At 29.8% G+C, this 17,445-nt stretch carries 14 protein-coding genes; 3 read left to right on the top strand and 11 right to left on the bottom strand.

All coding sequences use genetic code 11. The annotated features are described in order from the left end of the window. Nucleotide 1: 1 nt before the first annotated feature. Genes mfd through yajC form a run of 10 tightly spaced genes read right to left on the bottom strand, consistent with a single transcriptional unit; the run spans nucleotide 2 to nucleotide 12,454 of the window. Nucleotides 2-2,938: a DEAD/DEAH box helicase gene (mfd, locus tag ACOTU8_RS01320; protein ID WP_422341453.1), complete on the bottom strand. Its 2,937-nt coding sequence runs from the start codon at nucleotides 2,936-2,938 to the stop codon at nucleotides 2-4. Further along, nucleotides 2,938-3,333, bottom strand: a complete 396-nt coding sequence (locus ACOTU8_RS01315; protein WP_002868630.1) for a bactofilin family protein — start codon at nucleotides 3,331-3,333, stop codon at nucleotides 2,938-2,940. Before ACOTU8_RS01315 ends, mfd begins: the two co-directional genes overlap by 1 nt. Then, nucleotides 3,270-4,172, bottom strand: a complete 903-nt coding sequence (locus tag ACOTU8_RS01310; protein WP_422341452.1) for a M23 family metallopeptidase — start codon at nucleotides 4,170-4,172, stop codon at nucleotides 3,270-3,272. Before ACOTU8_RS01310 ends, ACOTU8_RS01315 begins: the two co-directional genes overlap by 64 nt. After that, complete coding sequence (gene folC / locus ACOTU8_RS01305) at nucleotides 4,159-5,343, bottom strand: folylpolyglutamate synthase/dihydrofolate synthase family protein (protein ID WP_422341451.1); 1,185 nt, start codon at nucleotides 5,341-5,343, stop codon at nucleotides 4,159-4,161. The genes ACOTU8_RS01310 and folC overlap by 14 nt, the downstream gene beginning before the upstream one ends. After that, nucleotides 5,309-6,706 carry a hypothetical protein gene (locus ACOTU8_RS01300; protein ID WP_422341450.1) on the bottom strand — a complete coding sequence of 466 codons (1,398 nt, stop codon included), beginning with the start codon at nucleotides 6,704-6,706 and terminating at the stop codon, nucleotides 5,309-5,311. Before ACOTU8_RS01300 ends, folC begins: the two co-directional genes overlap by 35 nt. After that, entirely contained in the window at nucleotides 6,690-7,202 is a 513-nt protein-coding gene (lptE, locus tag ACOTU8_RS01295) for an LPS assembly lipoprotein LptE (protein ID WP_422341449.1), read from the bottom strand. The genes ACOTU8_RS01300 and lptE overlap by 17 nt, the downstream gene beginning before the upstream one ends. After that, nucleotides 7,199-9,628 (bottom strand): leucine--tRNA ligase, encoded by a 2,430-nt coding sequence (gene leuS, locus ACOTU8_RS01290; RefSeq protein WP_422341448.1) that lies wholly within the window; start codon nucleotides 9,626-9,628, stop codon nucleotides 7,199-7,201. Before leuS ends, lptE begins: the two co-directional genes overlap by 4 nt. 9 nt (nucleotides 9,629-9,637) lie before the next feature. Further along, nucleotides 9,638-10,609: a protein translocase subunit SecF gene (gene secF / locus ACOTU8_RS01285; RefSeq protein WP_422341447.1), complete on the bottom strand. Its 972-nt coding sequence runs from the start codon at nucleotides 10,607-10,609 to the stop codon at nucleotides 9,638-9,640. Beyond that, a complete protein-coding gene (secD, locus tag ACOTU8_RS01280) occupies nucleotides 10,609-12,189 on the bottom strand; it encodes a protein translocase subunit SecD (protein WP_422341446.1) in 1,581 nt (526 codons plus the stop codon). Before secD ends, secF begins: the two co-directional genes overlap by 1 nt. Then, on the bottom strand, nucleotides 12,182-12,454 hold the full coding sequence (gene yajC, locus ACOTU8_RS01275; protein WP_002786346.1) for a preprotein translocase subunit YajC: 273 nt from the start codon (nucleotides 12,452-12,454) through the stop codon (nucleotides 12,182-12,184). Before yajC ends, secD begins: the two co-directional genes overlap by 8 nt. Between yajC and lnt the strand changes: the two genes are divergently transcribed. Continuing rightward, complete coding sequence (lnt, locus tag ACOTU8_RS01270; protein WP_422341445.1) at nucleotides 12,427-13,752, top strand: apolipoprotein N-acyltransferase; 1,326 nt, start codon at nucleotides 12,427-12,429, stop codon at nucleotides 13,750-13,752. The genes yajC and lnt overlap by 28 nt on opposite strands. Before the next feature lie 236 nt (nucleotides 13,753-13,988). On the opposite strand, the gene metK is transcribed toward lnt, so the two are convergent. Continuing rightward, nucleotides 13,989-15,185: a methionine adenosyltransferase gene (gene metK / locus ACOTU8_RS01265; RefSeq protein WP_422341444.1), complete on the bottom strand. Its 1,197-nt coding sequence runs from the start codon at nucleotides 15,183-15,185 to the stop codon at nucleotides 13,989-13,991. Nucleotides 15,186-15,325: 140 nt separating this feature from the next. On the opposite strand from metK, the gene sstT reads away from it, so the two are divergent. Both sstT and pyrB read left to right on the top strand, forming a co-directional pair. Then, nucleotides 15,326-16,549 (top strand): serine/threonine transporter SstT, encoded by a 1,224-nt coding sequence (gene sstT / locus ACOTU8_RS01260; RefSeq protein ID WP_422341443.1) that lies wholly within the window; start codon nucleotides 15,326-15,328, stop codon nucleotides 16,547-16,549. An 8-nt stretch (nucleotides 16,550-16,557) separates the two neighbouring features. Further along, a complete protein-coding gene (gene pyrB / locus ACOTU8_RS01255; protein ID WP_422341442.1) occupies nucleotides 16,558-17,445 on the top strand; it encodes an aspartate carbamoyltransferase catalytic subunit in 888 nt (295 codons plus the stop codon).

Raw genomic sequence — 17,445 nt, 5'->3', positions numbered from 1 at the left:
TTTAAGCCTTTCTTAAATGCGTTAAAATTGCCTCTAAAATATCATCATCGTCTTTGCTTTTTGCTTTGATGAGTTCTTTTTCATCATTTAAAGCAGTAAATTGAATATTTTGCTCATAATTGCTAATACTTTTAAATTTATTTAAAGCTAAAATTTTAATAACAATCAAAGATAAAAATTGCTTAGTATAAACGTCAAGTTTTCCAAAGCGATCTTCAATTTCACCCTCAATCTCATAAACCTCATGAACTTGCTCACACTTGCTAAGTCTTCTATAAAGTTCTAATCTTAGCCGATCTTCGCTGATAAGTTCGCTGTTTAAAAAGGCATTAACATTGAGTTTTAAATCAAGTTTATTTTCTTTTTGATCCACTTCATTTTTACTTAAAGCATTAAGTTCATCTTCTAACATTTTAAGATATAAACTATATCCAATTTGCTCGATATGTCCACTTTGATCCACGCCTAATAAATTTCCACCACCACGAATTTCAAGATCATGATAAGCTAGAACAGAACCTGCGCCTAAAAAAGAATTACTTTCCAAAGAAACAAGACGCTTTAGAGCATCTTTTGTAATAGCATTTTTATCTTCAATTAAAAAATAACAATAACCTTGCTTATCACTTCTCCCCACACGCCCGCGTAATTGGTGTAAATCTGCCATACCAAAACGATCACTTTTTTCTACTATAATGGTATTTGCATTAGGTAAATTAATCCCACTTTCTACGATAGAAGTGCTTAAAAGTAAATCATATTCTTTATTTTCAAATTTTAACATTTCTTCTTCTTGTACCTTAGCATCAATTTTAGAATGTAAAATTAAAATGCGTAAAGTAGAAAAAAGCTCTAATAAATGCTTTCTACACTGCTCTATACTTGCAATATGATTATGAATATAAAAAATTTGCCCTCCACGTCTTAACTCTCTTGCTATAGCTTCTTTTAAAAGCGCATCATCGTTTTCTTTAACAAAGGTTCTTACATCCATTCTATCTTCTGGTGGAGTTTGCAAAACACTATAAGATTTTATAGAACTTAAAGCTTGATTTAAACTTCTTGGTATAGGAGTAGCTGACATAGATAAAATATGTGAATTTTGAGTGATTTCTTTAAGCTTTTCTTTTTGTTTTACTCCAAATTTATGTTCCTCATCAATAATAACAAGAGCTAAATTTTCACATTCTACGTTTAAAAGTGCATGAGTTCCTACAACCACACAAGCTTTATTTTCTTTTAAATTTTGTAAAACTTGTTTTTTTTCAGCGCTACTTGTAAAACGATCGAGTTTAAAAACTTTTATATCAAAAGGATCAAAACGCTTTTTTAAGGTTTTATAATGCTGGTGAGAAAGCAAAGTTGTGGGCGCAAATAAAAATGCGCAAAATCCGCTTTCAATCACGGGATAAATGGCATTCATAGCCACTTCAGTTTTACCAAAGCCCACATCACCACTTAAAAGTCTATCCATGACTTTTCCACTTTGAAAATCTTTTAAAATTTCATAACAAGCCTTATCTTGATCGCTTGTATAAACAAAACCTGCATTTGCCATAAAATTAGTCTGCTTGCTTAGATCCACTTCAATCTTTTTTGCTTTCACTAAAGATCTTTTAGCAGCTATAATAATAATTTGCGAAGCGATAGCTAAAAGCTTACTTTTTAATTTTTCTTTAAGCTTAATAAAAGTTGTTTTACCTAGTTTATCTAAACTTGGAATAGATCCACTCACGCCCAAATATTTATCAATCAAATAAAGATTTTCCACTGGCAACAAAAGCTTATCAGAATTTTGATACTCTATAGCAACAAACTCTTTTTTTGCCCCGCTTATCACTATCATCTCAAGACCTAAAAATTTGCCCACTCCGTAATCTTCGTGTACTATATAATCCCCATTTTTAAGCTCATCTATAATCAAACTAGCTTTTTTTCTTATCTTTTGTTTTTCTTTTTGATTTAAAGAAATGATTAATTCTTCAGGACTAATAAAATTAAGTCTTAAATCACTTTTTATAAAATGGATATTTTGAGTATCTTCAAGATCTAAAGCTTTAAATAAGGCTTCGTTTTTAGCTAAAAGTGTGATTTTTTTATTTTTATGAAATTCAAAAAAATCTTTATTATAAGAACTTTGCAATTGTTTAAATTTTTTAGCTTGAGGTAAAATTTTTGTATTTATAAAATTTATATCTTTTTCATACTCGTTAATATCAAATTTTTCGCAAGCTAAAAAATCAAGTTCTAAATAATCAAAAAAATCATCAATACACCAAAATCCTAAAGAATTGATATCATGAATTAAAGCATCACTTTGAAAAACCTCTAATTTTTCTTTGAAAATTTTATAACTTTCTTTATCAAAATATTTTAAAAAAGGACAAATTTCAAAATGACTTAATTCATTGGGAATAGATTTTTGACTTTGCAAATCAAAATATCTTATACTTTCAATCTCTTCACCAAAAAGCAAAACTCTAATAGGATTTTCTTCATTGATACAAAAAATATCAATAATATCTGCACGAATTGAAATTTCACCTTTATCCTGAACTATATCTACAAATTCGTACCCCAATCTTGAAATTTCATCTTCAAAGCATTTCAAATCAAAATTTTGTTTTTTATCGATACGATAATTTTGTAAATGTTTTTTTGAAGGAAGTTTTTTTAAAACAGTATTTAAAGGAGAAATAAGGATTTTTTTTTCTTCTTCTTTATGATAAGCATTTAAAATCTTACAAAGATCAAAAAGTTCTTTAGAAAAAGCCCTTAAATCATCTCCAAACTGTGCTCTAAAATCAGGTAAAACAAAGGTTTTTAACCCCTTAAATCGTGAAACTTGAGCAAGTAAATCTGCTTGTTTTTCATCTTTACAAAGTAAAAGTTCACAAATTTTTGGATTTTGTAAGTATTCATAAAATGAAGCTTGCATTATTCTTCGTTGTTATTTTCAATAAGTTTGATAGTATCTTCTTTAATTTTACTAGTTCCATTAAAGCGACCGCCATTTTCTATAGAAATTTTTTGCGTTGAAATATCGCCATTAACAACTCCGCCTGCTAAAATTTCTAAACTATTAGCCTCAAGCTGTCCTTCAAAATACCCATTTACTACAATTTTATCTGCTTGCAATTCACCTTTTAAATTTCCATTTTTTCCAATAACTACAATACTTTCAGAATGAATAATACCACTTAACTCTCCATCAACATGAAGCATAGAAGCAAAATAAAATTTACCCTCAATTCTAGCACCTGAAGAAATTACTGTTGTTTCTGAACTAGAGCTGGATGTTGGGCTGATACCGCCTTTATTAAAGATTGCCATGGAACTCTCCTTTCTTGATTAAAAAAATCATTCATATTTTTTCTTTGCAAATTTAAAAAATACAAAGGTTCTAAAGTTTTATTAATAAACCTTACCTCATAATGCAAATGCGGCCCCGTAGAAAGACCAGTGTTACCACTATAACCTATCAACTGCCCTTTATTAACAAATTGGCCTGCTTTGACTACTTCTTTGCGCATCATATGAGCAAATACTGTTTTAAAACCAAAATTATGCAATAAAATTACATTATAACCATAGCCATTATCGCTATAACCTGAAAATTCCACTACTCCACTTGCTGGTGCGTAAATAGGAGTACCAATTTCTGCTCTTAAATCAATACCAGGATGAAATTCCCTTCTTTTTAAAAGCGGATGCTCTCTCCAGCCAAAATTTCCTGTAATACCTTTATTTTCAATAGGCCATCCATTGGGAATTTGTCCCAAAATTCCAAGTTGCTGCTCATTGGTAAGCTGAAGATTATCAAGTCTTGCGCTAATTGTAAGATTATTTTCTGCTTCTAAGCCCAAAGCCTCTTCAAAAGAAGCTATTTTATCTTCTATAGCTGCATACTGCTGAGTTTTTTCTTCTATGCTTTTTTGCATTTGTGAATTAGATAATTCCAATTCTTTGCTTTTTTTCAAAAGCTCCTCACGCTTTTCACTGATATCACTAAGTTTGCTATCGAGATATTTGATATAAAAACCACTAAAAACTAAAAATAAAGCAATAAAAGCAATAGTATAAAAAACTATTTTTTTAATGATTTGATTTAAATAAAAATGTCTTGAACCGTTAATATCTGTAATGGTAATAGTGAATTTATTTTTTACCACACCACTCCTTTAAAAAATTTTCTACCAGTACAAAAGAACCAAAAACTAGATTTTTTTTATTTTCTTCTAATCTTACAAATTCTTTGCATTGTATACCTAGCTTTGATGCAATACTATAAATTTCATCATCAGCCAGCTTTCGTTCCGCACTTTTGTATTTATATATTTGTATTGTATCAATAATAGGCTTTAATGTATTTAAAATTTCAAAATTATCCTTATCCAAATAAGCATTATAAATAAGATTTATTTTTTCTCCTTGGAATTTATCAAGCATAGCCTTAGCAGCCATGGGATTATGACCCACATCAACAAAAAAATTTGGAGAAATTTCTTGGCATCTTCCTTGTAAATTTAACTCTTGTAACTTTTTTAAAGCTTCTAAGGTTTTTTCTTGCGAGGTTAAAATTTCACAAGCCTTTAATGCAAGCTTTAAATTATGCTTTAAAAAACAAGGTAAAACAAACTTTTTACAATAAATCTCAAAATTTTCTTTCAAAAAAGGATTTAAGGAAGAAATTTGCAAATCAGCTTTTTTTAAAAAAGCAATTTTTTTTGCTAAATTTAAAACATTTTGCTCTTGCTCATCGCTTATAAGTGCTATAGGTGCCATAATTTTAAGCTTGGTTCTTGCAATATCTTCTAAAGAATTGCCTAAAATTTGCATATGATCAAATCCTATTCTTGTAAAAATATTCATTCTTCTTTCAAAAACAGAAGTAGCATCATATTCTCCACCCACTCCTGCTTCTAAAACAATGAAATCGCATTTTTGAAATAAAATCATGGCTAAAAAAGTAGCATATTCAAAATAACTTAATTTTTGCAAGTCCTGTTTAAAAATTTCTTCAAGTCTTATATGAGCTTGTTCTAATTCCTCATCATTTGCAATCTTACCATCAAGATAAAATCTTTCATTAAAACTAAAAATATGCGGGCTAGTATAATGCCCCATTTTATAATTTAAATTTTCTAAAAGTTGGGTTAAATATCTACCTGTACTACCTTTACCATTTGTGCCTATAAGTTGGATTATGGGAATATTTTTAAAATATTTCTTATATTTTTCATACATTCTAAACATCAAAAAACGATCAATTTTATCGTAATTTATACTTTTTTGAGCTAAAAAATTCTCAACTTTCATTATATTGTTCATTAACCGCTGCAATTTGCTTTATTAACTCATCTAAAATATTAATACTTGGCTTACTTTGCTTATCAAGATAAGCCACGTGAATTTTAGGAGTTATAATATCTTGCTTATAAATAAATCTAAAATTTTCTATAGTTTTAAGGTTTGTATTTACAAGCTGTGCAATCTCATCTTTGCTTTTTCCTGGCGAAACAATCAAATAACTCTTTTCATCTATCATCCACAGTTCATCAAATTCACTACAAGAATCTTTTAAAATTTTTTTAAATCGAACAAAAATTTCATTCAAACTTCCCATACCGTATTTTTCCATAATGAAGCGGTAATTTACTATAGAAAATAAAGCTAAAGAATAATTAACTTTATACTTATTAAAATTTTCATCCATTTTATCAAGTTCTTTAAGAACACTCCAAGCCTCTCTCTCCTCTAAGCTTTGCGTGAATTCAATTTGATTATTTAAAGATGTAATTTTTTCTCCAAGTTGTTTAAATTTTAGTTTTAAATCCTCAAAACTAAGTTTTACTTCCCCATTTTCATCTGGCTTTAAGGTATTGATAAAATCCATATTTTTTTCATTCGATTTATTAAGCAAGACAAGCAATTCATAGATTTTTTTTAGATTATCATTAAAAAAATTTAAATTTTTTTGGACATACATATTATCAACCATTATACGATGATTTATAAATTCCATTAGTTCGTTTTTAAAATTTTCTTCGCCTATTGCAAAAGGCTTTTGTGTTAAATTTTGTATAAAACCTTGAATTTTTAAATCTTCTACCAATGAAGGATTTAAACCCAAGCATAATAATTCACTAAAGTGCTCATAACTACGCTCTTCAAGTTTAACTAAGAGTTTTTTAATCACGCTATCATAATCATCATATTTGCTAATGCCATATTTACGAGCTTGTTCTTCTAAGTCATTCTCATCGTAATTTCTTTCAAGCTCTTTCCATTTTTTAGTAAGCAAGTAAATACTTTCACTATCCATAGTTTTAGAAATTCTAATCGAAGTCACCTTAGCCAAATCTCTTATCTTTTTATCCTTACTTATTTGCAAAGCTTTAGATATAGTATATAAAAAATCAAAAAATTCGCTAAATTGTTTTCCGCTTTGTCTGTTTAAAACAGAAATTAAAAAACTAATTAGTTCTTCTAAACTTCTTATAGTTTTAGAATTTAATTCTTGTTGATAAATCGGTAAAAGCAAGGCTTTGTATTTGTCAAGTTTAGCTTTATTTGAGCTTGTAATACCATATTTTAAAGATAATTCTTCAAAAATTTCCGTATAATTTTCAGGAGTTGGTTTTAGTTTTCTTTCTTTTAATGCAATTAAAGTTTGCTTTGCTATTTCATTAGTATTTGGAATCACGTTTTTGCCCTTTAATAGCAATTACAGAAATAAACTCATCAAATGCCTCGCTTGAAGCTGCTCGAATAGCCTCATACCTTGCAGAATCACTAATAATGCTATTTGGAGAAATTTCAAAATTATAACTTCCGCTTGTACTAAAAACCTGACTTGAACCATCTTTAAAAACAACATTAAAATCTAAATTTAACTTAGCTTTATAACTAATGACATAGCCGTTTTTATCATAAGCCAAAGGAATAAATTCTAAATTATTCATTTTAACATTAATTACATCATCTGCCTCGTGTTTTAAAGCAAGTTTACGCCCTAATTTTGAAATTACCATTTCTTTTAAAGTATCGGCAACATAGATACTATTTTTTGGGTCTTGTTGACTTAATTCAACATTAACATAAACTTTCTCATCGAAAATATTATTAGCAATTTTTGATGTAGGAATATACCCACAAGCACCTAAAAATAAACCTATACAAAAAATTAAAATTTTTTTCATTTAATCACTAGATTAACTAGCTTTCCTTCCACATAAATTTCTTTAACTATGCTTTTACCTTCAAGCCATTTTGCAGTATTTTTTTTCGCAAGTGCTAAAACTTCTTCTTTGCTTGCGCTACTTAAAACTTCAAATTCAGCCCTTTTTTTCCCATTAATACTTACAGCTAAATTTAAACTATCTTTTATAAAAACCTCTTCTTTAAGTTCTAATTTTTTAAAATTTTTACAATCAAAGAGTTCTTTGCTAAGTTCAAAACAAGTATGAGGGATAATAGGCTCCAAAATATTTAAAATAATATAAAATGCTTCTTGTTTTAAAGCTTCATTTTTGCAAAGTGCTAGTGCATTTAAAGCTTCCATGCAAGCTGCAATCAAAGTATTGAAAGCAAAACTTTGATGATAAACTTCTTCAGATTTTTTCAAAGCTTCATATACTTTTAATCTTGCGTATTTTTCTTCTTTATTTAAATTCTCTTGTTTTAATTCTAAAAGCTCACCTTTTTTTACATTTTGCGCTCTATCATAAAGTTTACAAATAAACCTATAAGCTCCTTCAACTGCATCATCATTCCATTCAAGCTCTTTAGCTGGAGGCGCAGCAAAAAGTATAAAAAGTCTTGCAGTATCAGCACCATATTTTTCTATAATCTCATCAGGATCTACAACATTGCCTTTTGATTTTGACATTTTAGCACCATCTTTTAACACCATACCCTGAGTTAAAAGTCTATCAAAAGGTTCATTTTGTGTTAAATAACCCAAATCTCTTAAAGCTTTTTGGAAAAATCTTGCATAAAGTAAATGTAAGATTGCATGTTCAATACCACCTATATATTGATCCACACTCATCCAGTAATTTACACTTTTTTCATCTAAAGCTTTTTCCTGCCAAGTTTTCTCATCACTTGCAAAACGTGCAAAATACCAAGAACTTTCAAAAAAAGTATCTAAAGTATCACTTTCTTTTTGAGCCTCTTTGCCACATTTTGGACAGATACAATTTTTCCAAGTTGGATGTTTATCAAGTGGATTACCCTCACCTGTAATTTGCACATCTTCAGGTAAGGTAATTGGAAGATTTTCTAATTTTTGAGGTACTATACCACAGCTTTGACATTTGATCATAGGAATAGGTGCACCCCAATATCTTTGACGCGAAACACCCCAATCTCGAATTTTGAAATTTATAACTCTTTTTCCAATCTTATTAGCTTCAAACTGAGAAATAATTTTTAATCTTGCTTCATTGCAATCAAGTCCATTAAATTCTTGACTACAGATTAACTTTCCTAATTTTTGTGTATAAGGTAAAGTTTCTTGAGTTTGAATGACTTGTTTGATGGCAAGATTATATTTTGTCGCAAATTCAAAATCTCTTTCATCATGAGCTGGAACAGCCATAACCGCTCCACTACCATAATCAGCTAAAACAAAATTAGCTACCCATAAAGGAATTTTTTCTCCGCTTAAAGGATGAATGGCATAAATTCCTAAAAAATAACCTTCTTTTTCAGAACTTTGTCTTTCTCTTGGGCTTTGATTTTGAATAGCTTTGATTTTATTTAATACATCTTGATTTAATAAATTTTGCAAAAGCAAATTTTGAACAATCTTATGTTCTGGAGCTAAAGCGATATACGAAACTCCATAAATTGTATCTGCTCTTGTAGTAAAAACTTCTAAAGAACTTTCTTTGGTTTTTTGTTTGCTTTCTTCGTCTAAATTTAAAGAAAATTCCAAACCTTCGCTTTTACCAATCCAATTTTCTTGCATAGTTAAAACTTGATTAGGCCATTTATCTTTTAGTCTTTCTAAATCTTTTAAAAGTTCTTCAGCATAAGCAGTGATTTTTACATAATAACCTGGCATTTTTTTTTGCACTACTTCATGACCACAACGCCAACATTTCCCATCTTCAACTTGTTCATTAGCCAAAACAGTTTGATCTTGCTCACACCAATTTACATTGGCTTCTTTAGTGTAAATCAAACCTTTTTCAAACATTTTGATAAAAAATTCTTGCTCGAATCTTGTATAAAGTGGATCTGAAGTTGCAAGCATTCTTCTTTTTGAAAAAGAAAAACCTAAAGAAAAAAGCTCATTTTTCATATAAGCAATATTTTCATAAGTCCATGATTTTGGGTGAATTTTATGCTTAATAGCTGCATTTTCAGCGGGCATACCAAAGCTGTCAAAACCTATGGGATGTAAAACATTAAATCCTATTTTGCGATAATACCTTGCTAAAGCATCTCCTATAGTATAATTTCTTACATGACCCATATGAATACGTCCACTAGGATAAGGAAACATTGATAAAATATATTTTTTAGGCAAATTTAAGTTATCTTTTGGCTCAAAATATTCATTTTCATCCCAAATTTTTTGCCATTTTTTTTCTATTAAACTTGCTTCATAAGCCATAATTTCTCCTTATACCGTTCCTCTTTCATACATTGCACGATTGCGCTCTTTATCTTGCTTTCTTTTTATTTTTTCAATTTCTTTATTTCTAAACTCAAGCACACTAAATTTAAACCATAATAATGTCGGACTTGCAACAAAAATAGAGCTTAAAGTTCCCGCTATAATACCTACAATTAAAGCCAAAGAAAATCCTTGTATCATTTCCCCACCAAAGAAATAAAGTATCACAACGGTTGCTAAAGTTAACCCTGAAGTTAAAACCGTTCTTGATAAAGTTGCTGAAACACTTTCATTGATGATAGGTGCAAGTTCGGTTTTTTTACTTGTTTTAATACCTTCTCTGATTCTATCAAAAATAATAATTGTATCATTTAAAGAATATCCAAGCACTGTTAAAACAGCAGCTAAAGTATCTAAATTAACATCAATTTTAAATAAAGAAATCGCCCCTAAAGTAATCACAACATCATGAATTTCACTAATTATAGCCGCAAGAGCAAAACGCCACTCAAAACGTACCGCTATATAAATTAAAATTGCTATCAAAGATACAGCTATAGCCATAAGTCCTTTATTTCTAAGTTCATCACCTACTTTTGGACCTACCACATCAGCACGACGTACTTCAAATTTTCCTGTGTCCTTTAAAAGAGTGCCTATATACTCACCTATATCATTGCTTACATTATCATTACTTCCTAAAAAACGTATGGTTACTTCCTCATTGCTTCCAAATTCAGTTACAGATAAATTTTGAAAAGTTCCTTGTTTTTCCAAAATTTCTCGAATTTGTGTTATAGGAGCTGCATTTTCATATTTAAGCTGAACTAAAGTTCCTCCGCTAAAATCAATACCATATTGCAAACCCCTATCCCAAAGTAAATAAATAGAACCAAAAAACAAAATAAAAGAAAGAAAAATAGCAGCAAAACGCATTCTCATAAAATCATAAATTTTCTTTTCGCTAAAAAACTGCATTATCTTCTCCTATAACCAAACCAAAATCTTGTATTATTACTTTTTTCTATGCATTGCATAAAATAATCAAACATTCCATGTGTCCCTAAAATAGCTGTAATCATAGAAACAACAATACCAATTCCCAAAGTCACAGCAAAACCTTTAACCGCTCCTGTTCCATAAGCATAAAGTGCTACTGAAGTAACTAAAGAAGTAATATTTGAATCTATAATCGCACTCATAGCATTTTTATAACCTTGTTCTATACTAGCTCTTATGTTTACTCCATCTCGTAAGAGTTCGCGTATACGCTCATTGATAATCACATTTGCATCTACTGCCATGCCCACAGTTAAAACAAGTCCTGCCATCCCTGGTAAAGTTAAAGTTGCTCCAAACATTGCCATAATTGCTACTACTACTAAAACATTAACTAACATTGCAATATTTGCAAAAATCCCTGCTACACCATAATACATCATCATAAATATAATTATAAAAACAGATGCACCGATTAAGGCTATCATACTCATTTTAATACTATCAGCACCTAAAGATGGTCCTATACTTCTTTGTTCAAGTAATTTTACAGGCGCAAGCAAAGCCCCGCTTCTTAAAGCTACCGCCACATCACGCGCTTCTTCTTGGGTAAAAGCTCCACTAATTTGCCCACTACCTCCACCTATGCGTTCATTGATAGATGGGGCAGAATACACTTTGTTATCAAGTACAATAGCAAGACGCTTTCCAACATTTGCTCCTGTATAATCAGCAAATTTTTTAGAACCCTCGGCATTTAAAGTAAAATTAATCACGGGATAATTGCTCTTATCACTAATCCCTACTCTAGCATCAGTAAGCATAGAACCATCTAAAATAGGTATGCTTTTTAAAGGATATTTTAAATTTGGGTTTCTAGAATCAGGTACTAAAATCAATCCATAACTTTCAGCTTCAGTATCACTCATAGCAGAAGCTTGACTCATTTTAGAATCATCAACCTCCATTAATTGTAAATGTGCTGCTTTTGTAATACGCTCTTTTGCTCTTAGTTCATCTTCTTTAGTTTTAATCCCCGCAAGCTCGACCAAAATCTTATCATCACCTTGTTTAGCAACTGTTGGCTCTGCTAAACCAAACTGATCAAGCCTATTTCTTATGGTTTCAACTGCTTGCAAAAGTGCAAAATTTTCTATATTTTTTACTTCTTCTGAGGTAAAAGAAATTTTATAGTGCATATTTTCACTTTGTATATTAATTCCTTTTATTTCTTTAAGCAAATTTTCAACTTTTATAATATCCGCATTATCAAGCAAAGTAAATTCTAAAATATCATCATGGGTATTTAAGCCATCATTTAAAATATTTTCTTTATTAAAAGAATAGTTTAATGAGGATGCAATTGATTTTATTTTTGACTTTACAGCTTCTTCATTATCTACGCCTAAAAGCATATAAAGTCCACCCTGCAAATCAAGTCCTAAATTAATCTTCGCACCACGTTCTGACTGCAAAAAAGAAGGGAGTGAAAAAGCCACTCCAAAAATAAATACCACTATAAAAATAATCAAGCGATAATTGAATTTAGAATTACGCATCAATTTTCTTTGCTATAAATTCTCTTGAAATTTTTGCAGTAACATTGTCTTCATTAAGCTTAACTTTGATAAAATCCTCCTCTGGTTTTACGACTTCACAAATAAGTCCGCCATTAGTGATGATTTTATCTCCTTTTTGCAAAGACTCAAGCATTTGTTTATGTGCTTTTGCTTGTTTTTGTTGCGGTCTGATTACCAAGAAATAAAAAATTGCAAATAATACTACAAGAGGTAACAATGAAGTTAAAATTGAATTTTCTGCCATATTTTTCCTTTATTCCAAAAAAATTAAACACTAATTCTATCATTTTTAAAATAATAAAAGTCTTTTTTATTGCAATTTTACTTTCAAATTCTATTTATCTATCATTTTTTGAAAATATTTTTACACAAACCATTAGCCCATTTTTAGCTATTTGGGGGTTAGTTTTACTCCTAAAAAGTAAAAATTCTAAGCAATATTTTTGGATAGGTTTTTTTGTAGGGATTCTTTGGTTTTGGTGGATTGGTTTATCTTCAATTTATTTTAATCTAAACTATTTAGTACCAATTATACCAATTATCATTGGTTTTATTTATGGGCTACTTTTTAGATTATGTTATTTATTAAAATTTGATTTTTTAAGGCTTTGTGGAATTTTTTGCATAAGTTTTATCCATCCTTTAGGATTTGATTGGCTCAATTGGGGAATTTTTACAGTTTATGGTTTTTTTGACCCAAGTTATCGTGGCATTATTTGCATATTTTTAATAGCATATTTCATCTATGAGGGTTATATATCAAGATATTATAAAATAGCGATTGTTCTTATTTTATTCTTTAGTGGATTTCAATATAATGAAAAACAAGCTCAAACTCTTAATTTAAACTACAAACTCATCAATACTAATATCCCTCAAGATCAAAAATTTTTACAAGAAAATTTAAAATCAAATTCTGATATCTTAATTCAAGATATACTTCAAGCTATAAATGAAAAAAAAGAACTTGTAATTTTACCTGAAACCGCTTTTGCCTTTGATTTAAAAAATACCAAATATGGACTTATACTTAAAGAATTATCTTATAAAATTACCATTATTACGGGAGCATTTCATGTTGAAAAAGAACACACTTACAATAGCACTTATATCTTTAAAAAAGGCAATGTCTATATTTTAAATAAGCATTTTTTAGTTCCCTTTGGTGAAGAAATTCCATTTTTTAAAGACTTAATAAAAAAATATTTTCTTAAAAATATTGAAGAATTTTCTAAAGGTCCTACACAAAGCAAATATAAATTAGATAATCAAATTATCACAAATGCAATTTGTTATGAAGCTACCAAAGAGCAAAACTATAAAAATTCACAAATTATTATAGCCCTAAGTAACAATGCTTGGTTTAATAATAGCAGTGAATACAAACTCCAGCAACTCTTAATGAAATTTTATGCAAGTAAATATGGGGTTAGTGTTTATCATGTTACAAATGGCAAAGAGAATATAGTTATACTCCCTAAAAAGCTTCTAAGTAAAGATTGGAAAAATTTATCCAAAGAAATATTTAATGATAAAAAATAATATTAAAATTTTAATTTTAAAGTAATTTAAGTTATTTCATATTATAATTCTGTCAAATAATATTTTGACTTAGAGGGGTTTTTACCCCAAAGCTAAATTATTTTAGCTTCCTTCCTAACTTTTATATTTATGGGGGATATTGAAAAATATCCCTCTAAGTCAAAAATTAATATAACTTCATTAATACTTTATGATTATACAAGCCTTATTTAAGCTTGTATAATGTTGTTAATTTTTTAAAGTAGCTTTTTAAACTGCTCTAGAGCATCAAGTTTTTCCCAAGGATAGTCCTTTTGTCCTACTTGCCCACGAGCTGCTACATCCGCATAAAGAAAAGTTTCTTTACTTGGTTTATCCAGATGAAATTTATCACGGATCCAGTTTGGCGTTAAAGAGAAATTTTGCATTACAAAATCACTTAAAACATCATCATTTACTTTTGTATTTGTGCCCATACAATCCACGCTTACCGAAGTAGGTTTTGCAACGCCTATAGCATAGCTAAGTTGAACTATACATTTTTTAGCAAGTCCCGCTGCAACTATGTTTTTAGCTAGCCATCTACCTGCATAAAGCCCACTTCTATCAACTTTAGTATAATCTTTGCTCGATTGCGCACCACCACCTATTGGAGAATAACCTCCAAAACTATCTACTATAAGTTTTCTTCCTGTTAAACCACTATCATGTAAAGAAGAATGATTGACATATTTGCCTGTTGGATTGATTAAAATTCTAGTTTTATTAGGATCAAAAAGTTCTTTTGGTAAATTACTATCTAAGATAAGTTTCATCACTAAAGATCTTAAATCTTCTATTTTCATACTTTCAACACAAGGCGCAGAAACTACTATAGTATGAATACTTTGCGGTTTACAATTTTCAAAATTCGCCTTAGTGCCATAATCAATAGTTACTTGAGTTTTAATATCTACACCAAGCTCATGTGGATTTGCTTTTGCATAAGCATAAACTCTATCACATAGCATTCTTGCATAACTAATAGCTGCTGGCATATATTCCTCAGCTTCACAACTTGCAAAACCAAACATAATACCTTGATCACCTGCTCCTGTTTCGCCGTCTTCTTGATCGACGCCTTGGTTGATATCAGGGCTTTGTTCATTTAAAAACACCATAACATCAACCTCATCAGGATGTAAACACTGCTCTTTGCTAAAATGCCCTGCCCCATCATAACCAATGTTTTTTAAAACATCTTTAACCAAATTATCGTAATCAGCTTTACTAAGCTTGTGATTTGACTTAACTTCGCCTCCTATCACAACCTTATTTCCTGCGACAAAAACCTCACTCGCCACTCTTGAATTTTTGTCATTTTTCAAGAGTATATCCACTATCGTATCAGCGATTATATCAGCGCACTTGTCTGGATGACCTGCACTTACGACTTCTGAAGTGAATAGATACATAAAAAGTCCTTTCATTTAAAATGAACTACATATTGTATCCAAATAAACTTATCAAAGCTTGATAAATTAAAAATTCTCTAAAATTAAGCAAAAGTTAGTTAAAATCAACTTCTGATATAAAAAATATTTAAAAGGTTTTTATGTTTTCTAAGATCATTCAAAGCTATACTAAAGGCAATCTCATAATTCAAATTTGCGTAGGTATAGTACTAGGAATGCTTATGGGCATTGGTTCTAAAGAAATATCTGAAATTGCAAATTTGCTCGGAATACTTTTTACAAGTACCCTAAAAGCTATCGCTCCTATACTTGTTTTTATTTTAATTTTAACCTCAATTTGTACTAAAGATTTTTCTCAAAGTGGTGCTAAGATTAAAAATATTATCATTTTATATATAGTAGTCACCTTTCTTGTTTCAGCCTGTACGGTTCTTGCTAATTTTTTCTTCCCTGTAAAACTTGTTTTAGATGGAGTTCAAACTACTACAAACTCATCTCTAACCCACATAAGTGAGATTTTCAAAGACCTTTTATTTAAAATTGTCGATAATCCTACAAATGCTCTTTCAAGTGGAAATTATTTAGGAATTTTTACTTGGGCAATAGCTGCAGGTATAGCATTAAAACACTGTTCTAACGAAGCAAAACAAGTTTTTATAGATATTAATAAAGGGATTTTGAAAATTGTTAAATTTGTAGTAAAACTTGCTCCTTTTGGAATTTTTGGACTTGTAGCTAATTCTATAGCACAAACAGGAGTGCAAGGTTTACTAAGCTATGTAAAACTTTTATTTTTACTTGTAGCTACCATGCTTTTTGTTACTTTTGTTATTAATGCCTTAATAGTCTTTTTTTATACAAGAAAAAATCCTTTTCCTTTGATTTTTATCTGCTTAAGGCACAGTGCATTTTTTGCTTTTTTCACAAGAAGTTTAGCAGCAAATATTCCTATAAATATGACACCTTGCGCCAAACTTGGCATAGATAAAGAATTTTATGGCATTTCTATACCTTTAGGAGCTACTATCAATATGGCAAGAGTAGCGGTTACTATAGCTATTTTAAGTCTTACTGCAGCCAATACCGTTGGTATAGAAATCAGTCTTTTGCAAGCCTTTTTATTAAGCATTATTGCTACCTTTGTAGCTTGCGGAGCTAGCGGAGTTGCGGGCGGATCTTTACTGCTTATACCTTTGGCTTGTTCTTTATTTAATATAGACTATGATATTGCTATGAAGGTAGTTGTCATAGGTTTTATTATAAGGGTTATTCAAGATAGTGTTGAAACTGCTTTAAATAGTTCTATAGATGTTCTTTTTACAGCAATTTGTTCTAAAAATGAATTAAATTACAATATCAAATAAGGTAAAACATGCGTCATCTTATCACTACAAAGGATTTTAATAAAGTCGAAATTATGGAGCTTTTTAAAGAAGCAGGTGATTTCTTAGATGAAAAACCTAGAACTTTTCTTGAAGGAAAAAGCATCACGACAATTTTTTTTGAAAACTCTACACGCACCCTTTCATCTTTTGAAAGCGCTGCAAGAAGATTAGGCGCTAGAGTTTTACGCCTTGATGTTTCAAGATCAAGCTCTAGCAAAGGAGAAACTCTTTATGATACTGCCGCTAATTTAGATACCATGAGTCCTAATGCTATCATTGTAAGACACGCAAACTCAGGAGTTCCTTTGATATTAGCAAAGCATATGCATTGTCCAGTTGTTAATGGAGGAGATGGAAAACACGCTCATCCTACCCAAGCTTTGCTAGATTTATTCACTATTTATAATCATTTTCAAGGCGATGTCGAAGGTAAAAAAATTTGCATCGTAGGTGATATTAAAAACTCTCGTGTAGCAGCGTCTAATATAGAACTTTTAAGCAGATTTAATCTTGATATTACTCTAGTAGCTCCACCACATTTTATGCCTAATATCCATCTTAAAAAACATTATAAACTTGATGAGAATATCATAGCAAATTCAGATATCATCATGAGTCTTAGAACGCAAACAGAAAGACATAATAAAACTGTTTATGCTTCACTTAAAGACTATGCAAATGATTTTTGTATTCAAAAAAAAATATTAAAAGATAAGAAAATTATTCTACTACATCCAGGTCCTGTTAATCGCAATATTGACATAAGCGATGAAATGATGAGCGATGAAAGAACTTTAGTTTTAAAACAAGTTAAAAATGGAGTGGCCATTAGAATGGCTGTTCTTAAAAAACTCATACTAGAAAATGAAGGATAA

The organism is Campylobacter jejuni (genome assembly GCF_049221745.1).
In the GTDB taxonomy this organism is placed as follows: domain Bacteria; phylum Campylobacterota; class Campylobacteria; order Campylobacterales; family Campylobacteraceae; genus Campylobacter_D; species Campylobacter_D jejuni_E.
This window is presented reverse-complemented; position numbering and strand designations above follow the sequence as displayed.

Excerpts from the sequence above, each read along its gene's own strand:
- lnt (WP_422341445.1), top strand. The coding sequence starts at position 12,427 with ATGAAGTTAAAATTGAATTTTCTGCCATATTTTTCCTTTATTCCAAAA.
- ACOTU8_RS01315 (WP_002868630.1), bottom strand. The coding sequence starts at position 3,333 with ATGGCAATCTTTAATAAAGGCGGTATCAGCCCAACATCCAGCTCTAGT.
- sstT (WP_422341443.1), top strand. The coding sequence starts at position 15,326 with ATGTTTTCTAAGATCATTCAAAGCTATACTAAAGGCAATCTCATAATT.
- secD (WP_422341446.1), bottom strand. The coding sequence starts at position 12,189 with ATGCGTAATTCTAAATTCAATTATCGCTTGATTATTTTTATAGTGGTA.
- mfd (WP_422341453.1), bottom strand. The coding sequence starts at position 2,938 with ATGCAAGCTTCATTTTATGAATACTTACAAAATCCAAAAATTTGTGAA.
- secF (WP_422341447.1), bottom strand. The coding sequence starts at position 10,609 with ATGCAGTTTTTTAGCGAAAAGAAAATTTATGATTTTATGAGAATGCGT.
- pyrB (WP_422341442.1), top strand. The coding sequence starts at position 16,558 with ATGCGTCATCTTATCACTACAAAGGATTTTAATAAAGTCGAAATTATG.
- metK (WP_422341444.1), bottom strand. The coding sequence starts at position 15,185 with ATGTATCTATTCACTTCAGAAGTCGTAAGTGCAGGTCATCCAGACAAG.
- leuS (WP_422341448.1), bottom strand. The coding sequence starts at position 9,628 with ATGGCTTATGAAGCAAGTTTAATAGAAAAAAAATGGCAAAAAATTTGG.
- lptE (WP_422341449.1), bottom strand. The coding sequence starts at position 7,202 with ATGAAAAAAATTTTAATTTTTTGTATAGGTTTATTTTTAGGTGCTTGT.
- yajC (WP_002786346.1), bottom strand. The coding sequence starts at position 12,454 with ATGGCAGAAAATTCAATTTTAACTTCATTGTTACCTCTTGTAGTATTA.